Origin of the sequence: Actinokineospora diospyrosa (genome assembly GCF_024171925.1) — a bacterium.
Lineage (GTDB): Bacteria > Actinomycetota > Actinomycetes > Mycobacteriales > Pseudonocardiaceae > Actinokineospora > Actinokineospora diospyrosa.
In genome coordinates this window covers 13438-28599 of the sequence record NZ_JAMTCO010000011.1, presented here as the reverse complement: position 1 = coordinate 28599, position 15162 = coordinate 13438, and the positions used below count along the sequence as shown (strand labels likewise).

The 15162-nt window shown below is 69.0% G+C and carries 18 protein-coding genes; 15 read left to right on the top strand and 3 right to left on the bottom strand.

All coding sequences use genetic code 11. The features are described from left to right. The first annotated feature begins 36 nt into the window (after nt 1-36). The 15 genes from LV75_RS22350 to truA all read left to right on the top strand — a co-directional run bounded on the left by LV75_RS22350 (nt 37) and on the right by truA (nt 9952). A complete protein-coding gene (locus LV75_RS22350; RefSeq protein ID WP_253888961.1) occupies nt 37-651 on the top strand; it encodes a LysE family translocator in 615 nt (204 codons plus the stop codon). A gap of 208 nt (nt 652-859) precedes the next feature. Beyond that, a complete protein-coding gene (gene secY, locus LV75_RS22345) occupies nt 860-2167 on the top strand; it encodes a preprotein translocase subunit SecY (protein ID WP_253888960.1) in 1308 nt (435 codons plus the stop codon). After that, the gene (locus LV75_RS22340) at nt 2164-2718 is read left to right on the top strand and encodes an adenylate kinase (protein ID WP_253888959.1); all 555 of its coding nucleotides are present in this window, start codon (nt 2164-2166) and stop codon (nt 2716-2718) included. Before secY ends, LV75_RS22340 begins: the two co-directional genes overlap by 4 nt. Before the next feature lie 53 nt (nt 2719-2771). After that, complete coding sequence (map, locus tag LV75_RS22335) at nt 2772-3542, top strand: type I methionyl aminopeptidase (RefSeq protein WP_253889175.1); 771 nt, start codon at nt 2772-2774, stop codon at nt 3540-3542. 213 nt (nt 3543-3755) lie between these two features. After that, nucleotides 3756-4106 carry a hypothetical protein gene (locus LV75_RS22330; protein WP_253888958.1) on the top strand — a complete coding sequence of 117 codons (351 nt, stop codon included), beginning with the start codon at nt 3756-3758 and terminating at the stop codon, nt 4104-4106. A gap of 321 nt (nt 4107-4427) precedes the next feature. Continuing rightward, complete coding sequence (locus tag LV75_RS22325; protein WP_253888957.1) at nt 4428-4790, top strand: hypothetical protein; 363 nt, start codon at nt 4428-4430, stop codon at nt 4788-4790. 324 nt (nt 4791-5114) lie between these two features. Continuing rightward, entirely contained in the window at nt 5115-5336 is a 222-nt protein-coding gene (gene infA, locus LV75_RS22320) for a translation initiation factor IF-1 (RefSeq protein WP_005166804.1), read from the top strand. An 81-nt stretch (nt 5337-5417) separates the two neighbouring features. Next, nucleotides 5418-5531 (top strand): 50S ribosomal protein L36, encoded by a 114-nt coding sequence (gene rpmJ / locus LV75_RS22315; RefSeq protein WP_018682809.1) that lies wholly within the window; start codon nt 5418-5420, stop codon nt 5529-5531. Nucleotides 5532-5706: 175 nt separating this feature from the next. After that, nucleotides 5707-6087, top strand: a complete 381-nt coding sequence (gene rpsM, locus LV75_RS22310) for a 30S ribosomal protein S13 (protein ID WP_253888956.1) — start codon at nt 5707-5709, stop codon at nt 6085-6087. Continuing rightward, a complete protein-coding gene (locus LV75_RS22305) occupies nt 6084-6266 on the top strand; it encodes a hypothetical protein (RefSeq protein WP_253888955.1) in 183 nt (60 codons plus the stop codon). The genes rpsM and LV75_RS22305 overlap by 4 nt, the downstream gene beginning before the upstream one ends. Nucleotides 6267-6281: 15 nt before the next feature. Beyond that, nucleotides 6282-6689 (top strand): 30S ribosomal protein S11, encoded by a 408-nt coding sequence (gene rpsK / locus LV75_RS22300; protein WP_091454169.1) that lies wholly within the window; start codon nt 6282-6284, stop codon nt 6687-6689. 23 nt (nt 6690-6712) lie between these two features. After that, nucleotides 6713-7318 carry a 30S ribosomal protein S4 gene (gene rpsD / locus LV75_RS22295; protein ID WP_253888954.1) on the top strand — a complete coding sequence of 202 codons (606 nt, stop codon included), beginning with the start codon at nt 6713-6715 and terminating at the stop codon, nt 7316-7318. A gap of 129 nt (nt 7319-7447) precedes the next feature. After that, nucleotides 7448-8497, top strand: a complete 1050-nt coding sequence (locus LV75_RS22290; protein WP_204449037.1) for a DNA-directed RNA polymerase subunit alpha — start codon at nt 7448-7450, stop codon at nt 8495-8497. A 46-nt stretch (nt 8498-8543) separates the two neighbouring features. After that, on the top strand, nt 8544-9110 hold the full coding sequence (rplQ, locus tag LV75_RS22285) for a 50S ribosomal protein L17 (protein ID WP_253888953.1): 567 nt from the start codon (nt 8544-8546) through the stop codon (nt 9108-9110). 68 nt (nt 9111-9178) lie between these two features. Then, nucleotides 9179-9952, top strand: coding sequence for a tRNA pseudouridine(38-40) synthase TruA (gene truA / locus LV75_RS22280; protein ID WP_308211026.1), 774 nt, complete (start codon nt 9179-9181; stop codon nt 9950-9952). A gap of 1038 nt (nt 9953-10990) precedes the next feature. On the opposite strand, the gene LV75_RS22275 is transcribed toward truA, so the two are convergent. The 3 genes from LV75_RS22275 to eccE all read right to left on the bottom strand — a co-directional run bounded on the left by LV75_RS22275 (nt 10991) and on the right by eccE (nt 15032). Next, on the bottom strand, nt 10991-12619 hold the full coding sequence (locus tag LV75_RS22275; protein ID WP_372504212.1) for a S8 family peptidase: 1629 nt from the start codon (nt 12617-12619) through the stop codon (nt 10991-10993). A gap of 411 nt (nt 12620-13030) precedes the next feature. Then, nucleotides 13031-13759, bottom strand: coding sequence for a hypothetical protein (locus LV75_RS22270; RefSeq protein ID WP_204449034.1), 729 nt, complete (start codon nt 13757-13759; stop codon nt 13031-13033). 40 nt (nt 13760-13799) lie between these two features. Beyond that, nucleotides 13800-15032, bottom strand: a complete 1233-nt coding sequence (gene eccE / locus LV75_RS22265) for a type VII secretion protein EccE (RefSeq protein ID WP_253888950.1) — start codon at nt 15030-15032, stop codon at nt 13800-13802. Between the last annotated feature and the right edge of the window lie 130 nt (nt 15033-15162).

The window sequence follows — 15162 nt, the reverse complement described above, 5'->3', positions numbered from 1 at the left end:
TTGGCCACCCGGTAGGTCGGATGATAGGACTCCCTCATGTGGGTCCTCGTCTTCCTCGGTGCCGCCTTCCTGGTCGCCATGACGCCCGGTGCGAACAACCTGTTGGGCATGCACCACGGCATGCGGTACGGGCCCGCCAGGGGTACCACCGCGCTGCTGGGGAGGCTCACCGGTTTCGCGCTGCTGATCACCGCCGTCGCGGCCGGGCTGGGCGGTCTGCTGGCCGCGTCGGAGGTCGCGCTCACCGTCGTCAAGTGGCTCGGTGTCGGGTACCTGGTCTACCTCGGCGTCCGCATCCTGATGACCAAGTCCACCCGGGAAGACGCCCCCGATGACCTGGCCGCGCCGGACCTGTTCGCCCTGGCGCGCAAGGAGTTCCTCGTCGCGGTCAGCAACCCGAAAGCGGTGCTGATCTTCACCGCTTTCGTGCCCCAGTTCGTCGAGCCCGACCGCGGTTCGGTGACCGCCCAGGTGCTGGTGCTCGGCGCGCTGTACCTGGTCGCCGAACTGGTCGCCGGAACGATCTACGTCGGGGTCGGCGCGGTCGTGCGGGCGGTGCGGATGAGTCGGCGGGCGCACCGCCGGTTGGACCAGGGGACCGGTGTGGTGCTCCTCGGCATGGCGGCCCTGTTAGCCACATCACCCCGGTGACGGCCCCGGGGCGCCAGGTTGTGGGTACCTCGGGGTGCTGAACCCAACAGCCGTGCTGTTAGAGTCGAGAGCACGCTTTGGGGTCTCTTGCTCCGGAGCGCTCCTGGCCTGCCAACACCTGGTAGCCCTGGCCCTGTAACCGCCGGCGACTAGCCGGTTAAGCCGTTCACCGGCAATGAGCTGCCGGTGACGCCGAGGAGGTTCTTGCGTGTTCAGCGCCTTCCGCTCGGCTCTCGCGACGCCGGACTTGCGCCGTAAGATCCTTTTCACGCTCGGGATCATCGTGGTCTACCGAGTCGGCGCACTGCTCCCTTCGCCGGGCGTGTCCTACCCGAACGTGCAGAAGTGCTTGGACCTGGTGTCCGACAGCAACAGCAGCGTCTTCGGCTTGCTGAACCTGTTCAGCGGCGGCGCCTTGCTGCAGCTGTCGGTTTTCGCGCTCGGGATCATGCCCTACATCACCGCGAGCATCATCATCCAGCTGTTGACGGTGGTGATCCCCCGGTTCGAGCAGCTCAAGAAGGAAGGCCAGGCAGGCCAGGGCAAGCTCACGCAGTACACGCGCTACCTGACGATCGCGCTCGCGGTCCTGCAGGCGACCGGCATCGTCGCCATGGCCGACCGCAAGCAGCTGTTCGGCAACTGCCCGGACGACATCATCCCGAACAGCAACGTGTTCACGCTGGCCGTCGTGGTCATCACGATGACTGCGGGCACCGCGCTGATCATGTGGTTCGGTGAGCTGATCACCGAGCGCGGGATCGGCAACGGCATGTCGCTGCTGATGTTCGTCAACATCGCCGCGCGCATCCCGGCCGAGGGCGGCAACATCCTCAACCGCAACGGCGGTCTGGTGTTCGCCATGGTGCTGGTGTTCGGCCTGCTGATCATCGGCAGCGTCGTCTTCGTCGAGCAGGGCCAGCGCCGGATCCCGGTGCAGTACGCCAAGCGCATGATCGGTCGCCGGATGTACGGCGGTACCTCGACGTACCTGCCGCTGAAGGTCAACCAGGCTGGCGTCATCCCGGTCATCTTCGCCTCGTCGCTGCTCTACCTGCCCGACCTGATCTCGCGGTTGGTCGGCCAGGACAGCTCCGCCTGGCAGCGGTTCATCTCCAACCACATCGTGAACCAGGCCAGCTGGGTGCACATCGGCGTCTACTTCGCGCTGATCATCTTCTTCACGTACTTCTACATCACCATCACGTTCAACGTGAACGAGCGCGCTGACGAGATGAAGAAGTTCGGCGGCTTCATCCCGGGCATCCGCCCCGGCCGCCCCACCTCCGAGTACCTCAGCTTCGTGTTGAGCCGGATCACGCTCCCTGGCTCGATCTACCTCGGCATCATCGCGGTGCTGCCCAACTTCTTCCTCGAGATCACCGACCCGGGTCAGAACCAGAACTTCCCGTTCGGCGGTACCGCCGTGCTGATCATGGTCGGCGTCGGTCTCGACACCGTGAAGCAGATCGAGAGCCAGTTGATGCAGCGCAACTACGAAGGGTTCCTCAAGTGACGCGTGTTGTTCTCGTTGGACCGCCGGGAGCGGGTAAGGGCACCCAGGCGGCCGCACTCAGCGAGGAGCTGGGCGTGCCGCACATCTCCACCGGGGACCTGTTCCGGGCGCACATCACGAACAACACCGAGCTCGGCCAGGACGTCAAGCGGTACCTCGATTCCGGCCAGCTGGTGCCGGACGAGGTGACCAACGAGATGGTGCGCGAGCGCCTCGACGAGGCCGACGCGCGCGGCGGGTTCCTGCTCGACGGGTTCCCGCGCAACGTCGGCCAGGCCGAGGTGCTCGGCAAGATCCTCAGCAGCACCGGCCAGTCGATCGACGCGGTGGTGGAGTTCAAGGTCGACGAGGACGTCGTGGTCAAGCGGCTGCTGGCCAGGGGCCGCACCGACGACAACGAGGACGTCATCCGCCGCCGCCAGGAGATCTACCGGTCGGAGACCGCGCCGCTGCTGGACTACTACGGCACCGCGGTGATCACCGTGGACGCCGTCGGCGAGGTCGACGACATCACCCAGCGCGTGCTCTCGGCGCTGCGCGACCGGACGTGACCGGTGGTGTGCTCGGCGGATTGCGCCTTGCCATCGCCTCCTGGAAGTCGCGGATGATCGAGATCAAGACGCCGGCCCAGCTCGAGGCCATGCGCGCCGCAGGGCTGGTCGTGGCCAAGGCCCTGGCCAACGTCGCCACCGCCGCCCGCCCGGGGGTCAGCACCCAGGAGCTCGACGAGCTCGCTGAGCAGACCATCCGCGACGCGGGCGCGGTGCCCTCGTTCAAGGGCTACCACGGCTTCCCGGCCAGCATCTGCGCCTCGGTCAACGAGCAGATCGTGCACGGCATCCCCTCGCGCGGGCAGGTGCTCGCCGAGGGCGACCTCATCTCCGTCGACTGCGGCGCGATCCTCGACGACTGGCACGGCGACTCCGCCGTCACCCTGTTCGTCGGCTCGGTCACCGACGCCGAGTCCGCGCTCTCCGCGGCCACCAAGGCGGCCATGGAGGCGGGCATCGCCGCGGTCACCCCCGGCGCCCGGCTCACCGACATCTCGCACGCCATCGAGACCTCGGTCCACGCCAGCGAACGCGCCCACGCCCGCGACTACGGCATCGTCCGCGAGTACGGCGGCCACGGCATCGGCAGCTCCATGCACATGGACCCGTTCCTGCCCAACTACGGCAAGCCCGGCAAGGGCCCCCGCCTCCGGGTCGGCATGGCCATCGCCATCGAGCCCATGCTGACCCTGGGCACCGAGGAGACCGTCGAACTGGAGGACGGCTGGACGGTCGTCACCGCCGACGGCTCCCGCGCGGCGCACTGGGAACACACGGTCGCGGTCACCGACAACGGCCCGTGGGTGCTCACCGCCCCCGAATAGTCCATTCACCTCGAGCAGAGCGCGGCACCGGTCACCGGTGCCGCGCTTTCTCATTCTTCCGGTTCCCCGGCAGCTCGGTCGCGCGCATTGCGCCTGCCGGTTATCCCGTGGAATGGTTCCTCCGTCGAGGGGTGCCCACTCGTGGCATTTCAGCCCCATTTACCAGGTGTTTCCTCGGCATGTCATCTATTCGATCCTCGGGAGGTAAACGAGATGGCTTTGGCCAAGTTCGCCCCGGTTGTGGGCGCCGCCGCGCTCGTGCTGTCCGGTCTCGGCGCCGGGTCCGCGGCCGCGCAGGCGCCGTCGTTGCTGTGCTTCAGCATCGTGGCGCAGAACCAGACGGTCCAGCTCCAGCAGTTCTGCGGCACGATCGGCACGTACCACTTCGCCGTGTACGGCGGGACCTCGTCCGGACCCCGGCCAGCGCACACCTACACCGGTTCGCCGCACTCGGTGACGTTCCCGTTCACCGCGGCCGTCGGGTCCAACGTCTGCGCCGAGCTCTGGTACCACAAGCCCGCGGGCGGGTACGAGTCGAAGGGCAACGTCTGCGATCCGATGTGAGCGGTGGTTGCCCGATTCCTCGGATCTGCCGATTTCGGTGTATGCGGACCGGCAGATCCGGACGTGGGTCCACATAGCAGACCGGGTGCGATCTCGAAACACCTCGAAAGGTGGCAAAGGAGTGTTTCGGGCTGAAGTCCTGGGTGTTTCCGGAGATCGGTGATCGGGGTCACTACCCCGATGGACTATTGTACCTGCCGGTAAACCCGTGAAATGGTTGTTTCACCGAGGGGGTCGGGAAATCAAACCGGAATTGTGTTGCGGTGGCGGTGCCCGCTCACTCGGTTGTCGGTAAATCATCTGATTCTGGGGAGGTATTCGATGAACAAGTTCGCCAAATTGGCACCGGTCGTCGGTGCGGCGGCTCTGGTGCTGTCCGGGCTGGGCGCGGGCACCGCGTCCGCGACCACCAACGGCGGCAACGGCTGCGCCTACCTGCAGGCCTACAACCAGGGCGCCACGGTCCAGCAGACCTGCGGCGTGAGCGGCACGTACCACTTCGACATTTGGGGCACCAACTACTCGCGGCGCAGCCTGGGCAACCACTACTACGGCGGTGGGACCCTGACCAGCTACCCCGGCGTGCCCGTGGCCGACGGCGGCACCGTCTGCATCGAGCTCTTCTACCACAAGCCCAGCGGCGGCTTCGAGTCCAAGGGCCTGCCCTGCGACGAGATGATCTGATCGCGCTCTAGGGAGCGGTAGCGCTTCCCAAGTGGCGGCACAGGCGGTCAGTACCCCCGGTTCGGGGTACTGGCCGCTTCGCCGTCCCTGGGCGCTGAGCTGGGGGAAGGCGGGCCGGGCCGGTGCTGCGAGCGATCCGGCGCCCGCACGTCGCCCGGTCGGGACCCCCGATTTGGGGCCTTGGTGTACACGCGCGTACACTTGACCGCTGGTGCTGTATAGGCGCCGATTCCGTCGTGCGTGTCACCCGGTGGGGTAATCCCGCCCTCGCTCGCGCCCGTCGGCAAGCCGAAGCTACACCCACCGTCACGAAACGCGGAGGACATGGGCAAGAAGGACGGGGCCATCGAGGTCGAAGGCCGCGTGGTCGAGCCACTCCCCAACGCGATGTTCCGCGTCGAGTTGGAGAACGGCCACAAGGTGCTGGCACACATCAGCGGCAAGATGCGGCAGCACTACATCCGCATCCTGCCCGAGGACCGGGTTGTCGTAGAGCTCTCGCCCTACGACCTGTCCCGCGGCCGCATCGTCTACCGCTACAAGTGACGTTCCCGGGCCGACCAGCCCGGGAAGCCACTACTGGTGCCCCAGCACTGGGGCACGCGGCCGAAGCAGGAGAAGACAGACGTGAAGGTCAACCCGAGCGTCAAGAAGATCTGCGACAAGTGCAAGGTGATCCGCCGCCACGGCCGGGTCATGGTGATCTGCGAGAACCTGCGCCACAAGCAGCGCCAGGGCTGAGCGAACTCACCGCCTAGCCGGTCGCCGACCTACGCGACAGCAAGGAAAGAGGACCTCCCGCCACCTGTCGGGTCATTGGGACCCGATTCACCCCCGGACTCCAGGCCGGGGCCCGAGTCGACACTCGGGGCGGTGCGGGAGCAGACCTGGATGACAACGAGGAGACACCGCCGCAATGGCACGCGTCGCAGGCGTCGACCTCCCCCGCGAAAAGCGGATGGAGATCGCGCTGACCTACATCTTCGGTATCGGCCGGACACGCTCCAAGGAGCTGCTGGACGCCACCGGGATCAGCCCGGATCTGCGGGCCAAGGACCTGACCGACGAGGACGTCGTCCGGCTCCGCGATCACATCGAGAACAACTACAAGGTCGAGGGTGACCTCCGCCGCGAGGTGCAGGCCGACATCCGGCGCAAGATCGAGATCGGCTGCTACGAGGGTCTGCGCTGGCGCCGCGGTCTTCCCGTCCGCGGACAGCGGACCAAGACCAACGCCCGCACCCGCAAGGGCCCTAAGAAGACCGTCGCCGGCAAGAAGAAGGCCGGCAAGAAGTGAGCAAGAGCTGCGAGACCGTGGTCGCCGTCGTTCCCCAACGACGTCGGAACCGGGCCTTCATGGCCCTCACCGTCGCGCCGAAGTGCGCCCGCCCGGCTGCACTGCGCGAGCTCTACACGGACGCCGGATCAATCATCCGCAACGCAGCTCCCGAGTTCACCACCTCGCGCCCCAGCTAGGAGAAACCCGAAGACATGCCACCGAAGTCTCGTACCGGCGCCGGAGTCAAGAAGGTCCGGCGCAAGGAAAAGAAGAACGTCTCGCACGGGCACGCCCACATCAAGAGCACGTTCAACAACACCATCGTCTCGATCACCGACCCGACCGGCGCCGTCATCGCGTGGGCGTCCTCCGGTCACGTCGGCTTCAAGGGCTCCCGCAAGTCCACCCCGTTCGCCGCGCAGATGGCTGCTGAGAACGCCGCCCGCAAGGCCGCTGAGCACGGGATGAAGAAGGTCGACGTGTTCGTGAAGGGCCCCGGCTCCGGCCGGGAGACCGCGATCCGCTCGCTGCAGGCGGCGGGCCTCGAGGTCGGCACCATCCAGGACGTGACCCCGCAGCCGCACAACGGTTGCCGCCCGCCCAAGCGGCGCCGGGTCTGAGGAACGGGGAGGACTAAGCAGTCATGGCACGTTACACCGGTCCGGCCACCCGGATCTCCCGTCGGCTCAAGGTCGACCTCGTCGGCGGCGACCAGGCGTTCGAGCGGCGTCCGTACCCCCCCGGCCAGCACGGCCGCGGGCGGACCAAGGACACCGAGTACCTGCAGCAGCTGCAGGAGAAGCAGAAGGCGCGCTACACCTACGGCATCCTCGAGCGGCAGTTCCGCCGCTACTACGAGACCGCCGTGCGCCGCCAGGGCAAGACCGGCGAGGTCCTGCTCCAGCTGCTCGAGTCCCGTTTGGACAACGTGGTCTACCGCGCTGGCCTGGCCCGCACCCGCCGCCAGGCGCGGCAGCTGGTCAACCACGGGCACTTCATCGTGAACGGCAAGAAGGTCAACATCCCCAGCTTCCAGGTGTCGAAGTTCGACATCATCGACGTGAAGCCGAAGTCGTTGCCGACCCTGCCCTTCGTCGCCGCCAAGGAGTCCGTCGGCGACCGCCCGATCCCGGGCTGGCTGCAGGTCGTGCCGTCGACCCTGCGGATCCTCGTGCACCAGTTGCCCGAGCGCGCGCAGATCGATGTGCCGGTCACCGAGCAGCTGATCGTCGAGTTCTACTCGAAGTAAGGCGTGTGGGGCGGCGGCGCCGAGAGCCGCCGCCCCGACCGCCCGCCCCCGCACTGTCGGGAGTGGGCGGTCGTCCCAGTCACCACCGGCGTCAAATAGCGGGCGCCAACGGGAAGGAAGAACCAAGAAGTGCTCATCTCACAGCGTCCTGGCCTCGCCGAGGAGCCGGTCAACGAGACCCGCTCCCGCTTCGTCATCGAGCCGCTCGAGCCCGGATTCGGCTACACCCTGGGCAACTCGCTGCGGCGGACCCTGCTGTCCTCGATCCCCGGCGCCTCGGTCACCAGCATCCGCATCGACGGCGTGCTGCACGAGTTCACCACCGTGCCGGGGGTCAAGGAGGACGTCACCGACATCATCCTCAACCTCAAGGAGCTCGTCGTCTCCTCCGAGGAGGACGAGCCGGTGACGATGTACCTGCGCAAGCAGGGCCCCGGTGAGGTGACCGCCGGTGACATCGTGCCGCCAGCGGGCGTCACGGTGCACAACCCCGACCTGCACATCGCGACCCTGAACGGCAAGGGGAAGCTGGAGATCGAGCTCGTCGTCGAGCGCGGTCGCGGCTACGTCCCGGCCGTGCAGAACAAGCAGGCGGGCGCGGAGATCGGCCGGATCCCGGTGGACTCGATCTACTCGCCGGTCCTCAAGGTCACCTACAAGGTCGAGGCCACCCGCGTCGAGCAGCGCACCGACTTCGACAAGCTCATCCTCGACGTCGAGACCAAGCCGTCGATCACCCCGCGCGACGCCGTGGCGTCCGCTGGCAAGACGCTGGTCGAGCTGTTCGGGTTGGCGCGCGAGCTCAACGTCGACGCCGAGGGCATCGAGATCGGCCCGTCGCCGCAGGAAGCGGACACCATCGCCGCCTACGCGATGCCGATCGAGGACCTCGACCTCACCGTGCGCTCCTACAACTGCCTCAAGCGCGAGGGCATCCACACCGTGGGTGAGCTCGTCTCGCGCAGCGAGGCGGACCTGCTGGACATCCGCAACTTCGGTGCCAAGTCCATCGACGAGGTCAAGATGAAGCTCGTCGGCCTGGGCCTGGCGCTCAAGGACAGCCCGCCCGGGTTCGACCCCACCGCGGCCGCGACCGACTTCGCTGCCGACACGTGGACCGACAGCGCGGACACCGGCACCGACGACGGCCAGGACTACGCAGAGACCGAGCAGCTCTAGTCCGGACTGGACTCCCTGAGCAGCGGATTTCCCCAAGGAGCAAGCAATGCCCACCCCAACCAAGGGCGCCCGCCTCGGCGGCGGTCCGGCCCACGAGCGGCTGCTGCTGGCCAACCTGGCCACCGCGCTGTTCGAGCACGGCCGGATCACCACCACCGAGGCCAAGGCGAAGCGGTTGCGCCCCTACGCCGAGAAGCTCATCACCAAGGCGAAGGTCGGTGACCTGCACAACCGCCGCGAGATCATGAAGGTGATCCGCGACAAGGACGTCGTGCAGCGCCTGTGCACCGAGATCGGCCCGTTCTTCAGCGACCGCAACGGTGGCTACACCCGGATCACCAAGACCCTGCCGCGCAAGGGCGACAACGCCCCCATGGCCGTGATCGAGCTGATCCAGGAGAAGACGGTCACCGCCGAGGCCGAGGCCGCGCGCAAGACCAAGTTCGCCAAGGACGCCAAGAAGGACGAGGCGCCCGCGGCGGAGGACACCAAGGTCGAGGACGCCAAGGTCGAGGACAAGGTGGAGGACGCCCCCGAGGCCGACACCACCGCGACCGACGCCGCCGAGTCCGCTGAGTCCACTGAGGACAAGGCAGCCGGGGACAAGTCCTGACCCAGCAGCACCGCGACGAGCCCGCCGCCCCCACCGGGGACGGCGGGCTCGTCCGCGTTCGGCTCGACATCGCTTACGACGGCACGGATTTCTCCGGGTGGGCCGTGCAGCCCGAGCGGCGCACGGTGTGCGGCGTGCTCGAGGAGGCGCTGTTCCACGTGCTGCGCCGCAAGGCCCGGCTCACGGTCGCGGGCCGCACGGACGCGGGCGTGCACGCCACCGGCCAGGTCGCCCACGTCGACCTGCCCGCCGACGTCGAGCCCGAGGCGCTGGTGTTCCGGCTCGCGCGCGCTTTACCCGCTGACGTGAGGGTTACCGGCGCGCGACGGGTGCCGCCCGCGTTCGACGCCCGCTTCGGCGCCCTCCGCAGGCACTACGCGTACCGCGTGTGCGACCGCCAGTGGCTCGCGGATCCCTTGCGCCGCAACCACATCGTCACCTGGCCCCGGCCGCTCGACCTGGACGCCCTCAACGCCGCGTCCGCCCTGCTGGTCGGCGAGCACAACTTCGTGGCCTTCTGCAAACGCCGCGAGGGCGCCACGACGATCCGCGAACTCCAGCGCCTGCAGTGGTCCCGCGAGCCCGACGGCACCCTCACCGCCCGGGTCTCCGCCGACGCCTTCTGCCACTCCATGGTCCGCAGCCTCGTAGGCGCCCTCCTGGCCGTCGGCGAGGGCCGCAAGGACCCGGACTGGCCCGCGTCCATGCTCACCGCCACCGAGCGCCCCAGCGCCATCACCGTCGCCCCCGCCCACGGCCTCTCCCTAACCGCCGTCGACTACCCGGCGGACGAAGACCTGGCCACCCGCGCCGAACAAACCCGCCGCGTGCGAACCCTGTAGCCACTCCCCGCTCCGCCCCGGCTCTCCCGCGCACCTTCTCCGCCCCACCACCCCGCACGCTGCGCCCACCCCCGACGCTCCGCAGCCTGACGCTCCGCGGCCGACCAAGATCGCTCGCCCCAGCCCCCACCACACCACGGGGGGCGTCCCCGGTGCCAGTCTATCGACAGTCAAGATCAAACGGGGTGCTGGCGAAAATCTGTGGACAACTAGGGCGTTGTGGATAACTCGCGCAACGAGCTGACCAGGGCAAATAGCAGGTCGAGGCAGGATTGATCGGGATCATTCACCCGGTCGAGCCGATTCACCGGACGACGAAGCGCTCGCATTCTGTGCCTATCGGCCGCCCGGTCGCATCCCCAGACCTCGACCGTCGGCCAATCAACCGGGGCCCTGACGCCCCTGCTTCGAAGCCCCCACCGGAGCCCTCCGGCGTCCCGCGGCCGACCAAGATCGTTCGCCCCAGCCCCCACCACACCACGGGGGGCGTCCCCGGTGCCAGTCTATCGCGGGTCAAGATCAAATGGGGTGCTGGCGAGAATCTGTGGATAACCGGGGCGTTGTGGATAACTTGCGCAGCGCGCTGACCTGGGCGGATGGCAGGTCAGGGCGGGATCGATCGCGATGGTTCACCCGGTCGGGCAGGCTCGCCGGACGATGAGGTGTGCGCGCTAGGTGCTCGGCGACCGCCCAGGATGGGCTCGATCGTCGGCTGGGAGTCCGATCGAGCAACCTGCGCTGAGGTCCGCCGACGTCCCGCCGCCGATCAAGATCGTTGGCCCCAGCCCCCACCACACCACGGGGGGCGTCCCCGGTGCCAGTCTATCGCGGGTCAAGATCAAACGGGGGGTCGGCGGAAATCTGTGGATAACTGGGGCGTTGTGGACAACTGCAGCCAGGCGCTGACCTGGGGAATGTCCAGGGGATGCGCGGACAAGCGGGCGGGATTCACCTGGTCGGGCAGCGAACAAAAGGCAGGGAAAGCCCCCGGGAGACGTCCGTGTCTCCCGGGGGCCGGTTAGAAATGGGTTGTCTCGATCAGACGTCGAGGGTCCAGCTGTTGAGGTAGCCGACGTCGGCCTTGTAGCCGTCCTTGACGGAGAGCTTCCAGAGCCCGGCGGCGTTCTTGGCGGACAGGTTGACCGTGTAGGTCTCCTTGATGTTGTCCGCCGAGTCGCTGGTGGAGGTGTTCTTCAGCCGGTAGGTGGTGCCGTCCGGCGCGATCAGGTCGATGCTGATGTCACCGCGGTAGGTGTGGATGACGTCGACGGTGACCTTGCTGGCCGCGTCCGCCTTGCCGGTGCAGTTGACGGTGACCTGGCTGGTGACCGCCGCGCCCATGTCCGGGATGGTGACCTTGGTCGCGCCGGTGACCGCCGCGCAGCCGACCGGGGTCGGCGTCGGGGTGGGGGTCGGCGTGGGGGTCGGGGTGGGCGTGGGCGTCGTGGTGGGGGCCGCGACGACCTGCAGCAGCTTGTTCGGCGAGCCGGTGCCCTCGTTGGTGACCTTGCCGGTGGCCGCTGCGCCCAGCAGGGCGGTGGCGACCTGCGCCGGGGTGGCGTTCGGGTTGGTGGCCAGGTAGAGCGCGGCGACGCCCGCCACGTGCGGGGAGGCCATCGAGGTGCCGGAGATGGTGTTCTTGGCGGTGGTGCCGCCGATCCACGCCGAGGTGATGCCGTCGCCGGGGGCGAAGATGTCGGTGCACGAGCCGTAGTTGGAGAAGCTGGCGCGGGCATCGGTCTTCGTGGTGGCGCCGACGGTGATCGCCTCCGGCACGCGGGCCGGGGAGTAGCTGCACGCGTTGGCGTTGGAGTTGCCACCGGCCACCGCGAAGGTGACGCCCGCGGCGATGGAGCGCTGCACGGCCTGGTCGAGCGCGGTGGAGGCCGCCCCGCCGAGGCTCATGTTGGCGACCGCGGGCTTGACCCGGTTCGCGGTCACCCAGTCGACACCGGCGATGACACCGGCGGTGCTGCCGGAGCCGTTGCAGTCCAGCACCCGGACGCCGATGATCTTGGCGGCCTTGGCGACGCCGTAGGTGCTGCCCGCGATGGTGCCCGCCACGTGCGTGCCGTGGCCGTTGCAGTCGGTGGCGTTGTTGTCGTTGTCGACCTTGTCGGTGCCGCTGACCGCGCGCCCGCCGAAGTCGGCGTGGGTCAGGTTGACACCGGTGTCGATGACGTAGACGTTCACGTTCGACGCGGTGGTCGAGTAGGTGTACTTGGTGTTCAGCGGCAGCGCGGCCTGGTCGACCCGGTCGAGGCCCCACGACGGCGGGGTCAGCTGGTCGACGTTGGCGGTGATCTTCTGGTCGGCCTCGACGTAGGCGACCGACGGGTCGGCCGCGGTGTACTTGGCCTGCTGCTCGGTCATCTTCGCCGAGTAGCCCTTCACCGTCTGGGAGAAGCGCTGCTTGATCGTGCCGCCGAACTTCTTGGTGATGCCGTCGGAGGTGGCGGTCGCCGCCTGGGCGCTCACCCCGTCCTTGAGCACGACGATGTAGCTGCCCGCGATGGCGGTCGGCTTGTCGGCGCCCAGGATCGGACCCTCCGCGGCCGTCGCCGAGTTGGACAGACTGAAACCGACAGCGGCGGTGGCGACCGTCGCGGTGACCGCGAGACCGATTCCGCCAATTCGCCGCATCCGTGCGGCGCGAGACATACCCATTCCTTGGACTCCTTCACAGGAGGACACCAAGCGTTCCGGACCGTTTCGCGGTGGCGGGGTCACCAACAGGATCAGGCGCGCGGAAACGACGACTTTCCTGTCTGGTGATCTCGCTGCCGCGAAGGGAGGACCGACCCGTTCGTGTGCCTGAGACCGACAATCACGGAGCTCTCGGTTACCCGCTAACTCCGCTCGGGTCTGTCAGTTCGGCCGATCGGGCACACTTCTGAGGTGTCATGACTGCGGAGGGTGTGATGGGCGCCCTGCTGCGCCGGTATGTCGCCGGTCTAGGACACCGGGTGTTCGTATTCGGTTCCGGTGCGCGACGGTAGCGGGACGGTAGTGGCGGAAAAGGGCGCGAAAAGGAACGGAACGCACCCGTGCGATTACCGTGCGCGCACCCGTGTGACCCTAGTCTCCGCGGCGGACCGGCCCCAGGATCTGCTGTTCCTTCTGGGTGGTCACCAGCCGCAGCGGCCGCCACAGGTTCTTGCCGAGCGCGACCACCTGGTCGTCGGCGAGCGTGGTCAGCTGCTGGACCATCGGCGGCGGGAGGCGCCACACCCGAGCGGCCAGTTGGGCCTGCCCGACCGGGAGGCGCTGCAGCAGCACCAAGTCCGCGGCGTTGGCGGTCGCGCCTGCCTGCGGGTGCATATAAGGCAGCACATAGACAGTGGTCTGCCACGGCGAGCGCGGCGGGAACAACTCCTGCGGGGTAGGCCCACCGTCGTGCACGACCAGCAGTGGCCCATCCTCTGACGGGCGCGGTAGCTCTACCGGGCTAAGCCTGCGGATCTGCACAAGAGGCGCTGGACGCCCGTCCGGCCCGGTGCCCGCGGCCTTCTGCAGCACCTGCCACGCCGCAGGTCGCCCGGTCGCGACGACGACCCAAGCGCCGACGGCCATCGCCCGCAGTGCCACCTGCCTGGCCAGGTACAGACCACCCACCAGCACGATCCTGGTCGGCGCGGGCCGCAGCGCGGAGATCGTCAGCGGCTCCCCCTGGAGCCCGGAACCGAGCACCATCCCGCCGCGGTCCCCGGACGGGCTGACCGCGTCGAGCATGTCCGGGGAGACGAGGAACTCCGGCGCGATGCCCCCGGCACCGCCCTTGGTGTCGAGCAACCGGCTCGAGCTCATGCTGCCTGCCCCTTCAGCGGCGACCGTGTGGTGGCGGCCCTCATGCCTGGCCGCCCAGCGGCAGCGTGGCGGCCAGCCCGGCGACCTGCAGGCCGCGCAGCGGGGTCAGCGTGATGCCCAGCCGGTCGGAGATCGCGTCCAGCCGCTCGTCGGCGTGGCTGAGCTCCTCCGGGGTGCGGGCGCTGACCCGGACCAGGCCGCGCAGGCCGACCTGGCCCTCGTCGGCGCCCGGCGAGATCGACATCGCCACGGTCGCCGACAGCGCGCGCACGCCGGTGAGCGCGTTCAGGCTGGTCGCCGCCTTGCCCTGCGGCCAGCCGGTGATCGCGTAGCTCGCGTGGCCGATGCCCGCCGCGGTGACCCCGGTCCAGCGCTCGCGCAGCCCGACCTGGGTGTTGGACCCGGCGACCCCGGTCAGCTCCGCGGCGGCGATCCCCGCCTTGAGCAGCTCGTCCGGGTCGAGCGGTCGGGTCGGCACGCCCCGCGACTCCAGGGCGTTGCGGACCCGCGACAGCGCACCGATCAGCGCCCGGTGCGCGCCGACGACACCGCCGCCGCGCTCGCGGACCGCGGCCGGGCACCGCCTCGGGTCCAGCCGCACCGCGACCCAGGTGGTGCGCCGGGCGGCCGCCGACAGCGGGCCGAGCACCTCCAGGTACGACGCCAGCGCGGGGGAGTTGGGGGGGAGGGCGGCGCTACCGGGGTAGCAGTGCCAGATCACCTGGATCGCGTCGAGCACCACACCGCGGTCCTCCAGGCACGGCGCCAGCGCGCCGAGCGGCAGGCTCGGCGTGGACCCGACCTGGCTGACCAGCGCGGGCGCCGGGTCGACCAGCAGCACCGCGGTCCAGGTGCCCTCGTGCCAGGCCATGCCCAGCGGCCTGCGCTCGTGGTCCACCCCGTGAGCGACGACCAGGTCCGGCACGGCCAACCGCAGCAGGCTCACCCGGGGGTCGTCCGGGCCGGTGACCGCGGACCCGTCGGTGGCGGCCAACTCCTCGATGCTCACCGGGGCGGCGGGCTTGCTGACCCGCGAGTGCGCGCGGAACGTGTAGCGCACGGTCAAGCCGATCCACTGGGTGAACCAGCGACCGCGCCAGCGCAGGAACGCCATCACCAGCGCGACCGCGGCGACCGCGATCGCGATGTAGACCAGCTTCGTGTCGATCGCCAGCAGCACCAGGCCGATCGCGACGCCGACCTCCAGCACCACCAGGTTCGCGACCGGCAGCGCGCCGAGGCTCGCGCCCCGGTTGCGCCTGCGCGCGGACACCCGGGTGGTCGGCTTCGGCGGCTGCGGGGGGTGCCCCCCGGACGGCGGTCCGGGCGGCTTGGCACCGGGGGGTGGGCCGGGTGGTTGGTTGCCGGGCGGTGGCCCAGGGGGCGGACCGGGCGGCGGGCCG